The sequence below is a fragment of the Candidatus Culexarchaeum yellowstonense genome, from assembly GCF_024707025.1.
Taxonomy (GTDB): domain Archaea; phylum Thermoproteota; class Methanomethylicia; order Culexarchaeales; family Culexarchaeaceae; genus Culexarchaeum.
Map to the genome: position 1 here is coordinate 1 of NZ_JANGFQ010000221.1, position 3,289 is coordinate 3,289.

4 protein-coding genes are annotated in these 3,289 nt (G+C 39.1%); 2 read left to right on the forward strand and 2 right to left on the reverse strand.

Translation table 11 applies throughout. From position 1 onward, the window contains the following. Both MRT15_RS11495 and MRT15_RS11500 read left to right on the forward strand, forming a co-directional pair. Positions 1-449: amidohydrolase family protein (locus MRT15_RS11495; protein ID WP_304330376.1), on the forward strand; the 449-nt coding region annotated here is incomplete at its 5' end. 92 nt (positions 450-541) lie between these two features. Beyond that, positions 542-850 (forward strand): FUN14 domain-containing protein, encoded by a 309-nt coding sequence (locus tag MRT15_RS11500; RefSeq protein WP_304330378.1) that lies wholly within the window; start codon positions 542-544, stop codon positions 848-850. Positions 851-867: 17 nt separating this feature from the next. On the opposite strand, the gene MRT15_RS11505 is transcribed toward MRT15_RS11500, so the two are convergent. Next, positions 868-1,893: a D-cysteine desulfhydrase family protein gene (locus tag MRT15_RS11505; protein ID WP_304330380.1), complete on the reverse strand. Its 1,026-nt coding sequence runs from the start codon at positions 1,891-1,893 to the stop codon at positions 868-870. A gap of 56 nt (positions 1,894-1,949) precedes the next feature. Further along, positions 1,950-3,227, reverse strand: coding sequence for a nodulation protein NfeD (locus tag MRT15_RS11510; protein WP_304330382.1), 1,278 nt, complete (start codon positions 3,225-3,227; stop codon positions 1,950-1,952). Positions 3,228-3,289: the final 62 nt, after the last annotated feature.

Sequence of the window (3,289 nt, forward strand, 5' to 3'; positions counted from 1 at the left end):
TGCAAATAATACTACACATGATGAGGGAAGAGGATATGTTGGAAGCATTGAAAAGCCCATACACAATGGTTGGAACGGATGGATCCAGCATAGCACCATACGAACCTCTAGGAAGAGGGAAACCACATCCAAGAAGTTATGGAACATTCCCAAGGATAATTGGGAGATATGCAAGAGACAAGAAGGTTATAACCATAGAGGAAGCAATTAGAAAGATGACGTCAATACCAGCCAACAAACTTGGATTAAAAGATAGGGGGATAATAAGGAGGGGGTTCTGGGCAGACCTCGTAATATTCAACCCAAAAACAATAATAGACACAGCAACCTTCGAAAACCCACACCAATACCCAAAGGGAATAGAATACGTGATAGTAAATGGGAGAATCGTTATAGATAAAGGCGAACACACAGGAGAACTACCAGGAAGAGTTCTAGAAAGAGAGTAAATTAAGTTATAAAGAATATAGAGTGCGAAGCTTTGATGGTAAAGTAAAACAATATAAATACCAAACATCCTCTAATTATTTTAGTGACAAGAATGAGTGAATGGGACCCAATACTCTTCCAGCTTGGAGTTGGAGCCATAACGGGATTTATAGTTGGATATGCATTGAAAAAGATATTAAAGATACTAATAGTCATAATGGGCATATTCCTACTGGCACTTGCATACCTACAATGGAATGGGGTTATAAGGGTGGATTATGCAACACTGATAGGTAAAATAGAGAATGCCACAAAAACCCTGCTTGGCGAATCTACACCACTAATAAGCCAAATAACAGCCAACATACCCTTTGGAGGATCATTTCTAGCTGGATTCTACATAGGATATAAAAAGGGTTGAAATTTAATTGTTCAAATTCAAACAAGCTTCTCCAAATCGGAAACCTTAACACCGTAACGCCACAAATCCTCTTCATACTGGAATATTAGAGGTAAACCGCCAGTGTGGATGAATAGTACTTTAGAACCCTTCTCTATAACCCCCTTATCCACGAGATCCATTAAACCCATAAAGGCCTTCCCAGTATATAGTGGATCTAAGAGTATAGCTTCCATTTTTGCAACCTTCCGCATAACTTCAACAACCTCCTTAGTCACAATTCCATAACCACCACAAGTATACTCATCATAAACTATGATGTCTTTATCATCAAGTTTAACTGGTAGCTTCAAATACTCCACAGACTCCTCAGCAAGACTCTTAACCCTATTGTAAATAGCATTCTTTGAAGGGCCGCATGAAACCCCTAAAACCTTAATCCCACTATTCAAATTCTTCATCCCCAAACACAATCCAGTCTGCGTTCCACCTGAACCAGTGGAATGGACTATGTAATCCACTTTAACACACATCTCATTCAATTGATGTAGAATTTCTACGGAGGCATTCAAATACCCTAAAACACCAACTTTACTTGCACCGCCATTTGGGATTATATAGGGCTTCCTACCCTTAGCCTCCTGCTCCCTTGCAACTTCCTCCATAATTTTTGGGATTTCATCCCTAGCGGCATCAACAATCCTAATTTCAGCATCAAACAGTACATCTAATAGGAGATTCCCCTTAACCTTCTTAGGACCAGTACTTGTGAGGACCAAGATTGGATGCAAATTGTACAATCTACATGCAGCTGCAGTTAATCTAACATGGTTTGAACATAAAGCACCAGTGGTTATCACGGTATCGCAATTCCTCTTTAAGGCATCCCCCAATAGGAATTCAAGCTTCCTAGCCTTATTCCCACCCATAGCCAATTCCATGTAATCATCACGCTTAATATACAATTCAATACCAAGCTCTTCACTGAGTTTAGGCATATATTGTATTGGTGTTGGTAAACGTACTAGCTTAACTCTTGGATGATCACCTATAGATAAAACCAAACTTATGCACCAAACCACTATATTGCGGTCAACAGTATAAAAGTGTTGGTGTTTATTTATGCTGGAGCTACCTTCAACCTCAATCCAACAACATCAACAACCTTAACCTTCTGTCCTCTTTTAATATCAACATCAGAAAATGCAGTCCACTCTTCACCAAAAACATGTACAACACCATTCTCACCAGCCTTAAAATCTGTTTTAGCAGTTCCAGTCATCCCAATAAGCTTTTTTGGATCCAGCATCCCCCTAGCCCTCCTCCAACTCTTCCTAACATTATGTATGTATAGGATGAGGAAACCTCCTCCAATAGCCAATATGGATACGAATACATATTGCGGAACTCCAATTTCAATATATGGTTGCTCCCTATACATAAATAGTATTCCCAAAGCATACATTACTAGGCCGAGGAAACCGAATAATTGTATACCAGGATAATGCAACTCCACTAATATCAATATTGATCCAATTATCAGTAAGGCTAAAGCCGTAGCGCTGGGGCCAATTAAACCTATACCGAAGAGTGATAAAACTATCAATGCTGCACCAATAAAACCGTATATTTGAGTCCCAGGGGTTAACAGTTCTATTAGTATGAGCCAAAATCCAAGCTCAAACAGCAAACCAACGATGAGTGGATCGTTTAGTAACGAATACAATTGTGAGGCAATACTCCTACCAACCACAACAACCTCATAACCACTCCAACCAAGTACAGACAAAACCTCCTGTAGAGAATTAGCCTTAAAATCAGCTATTCTAAGCTCCAAAGCCCTACTCACAGTTAAATCAAGATTCTCAGTAACAAATTTAACCGCAATATCAACCCTACTATCATTAAAACCATACTTCCTCTCAGCAAGAGCCCTCATACGCTCAATAGCATAATTTAAAACTTTAGGGTCAACCAGTTCACCAGTGGTACTCCTAGGTTGACATGAACCTATAACACTACCATCAGACATTACAAGATAATTTGCTGCAAGAGCAATAAAGGTTCCAGCTGAAACAGCCTTAGCCCCAGGAGGGCCAACCCAAACAACAGTCTCAACTTTAGAGCTTACAAGAGCATTAATTATGGTATCCATGCTATCCATATATCCACCATAAGTATTCAACCTAATAATTAAAGGTGCATTGGAAGCTTCAGCCTTAGATAAAGCATTCAAAATATACTCAGCAATGCCAGCATCAATAGTAGCATCAACCTCAGCATAATAAACTCTAGGAGGGGATGAAAGGGCAATATATGGCTGAATGAAGAGTAATATGAAGCAAGCTATGATGAAGATTGAAAATATATGAGGATGCCTACCCCTATACGTGAACATTCAGCATCAATTATAGAATTGAATAAAACGTAGATAAAAATGTAGTTGTAATGTGGAATCAT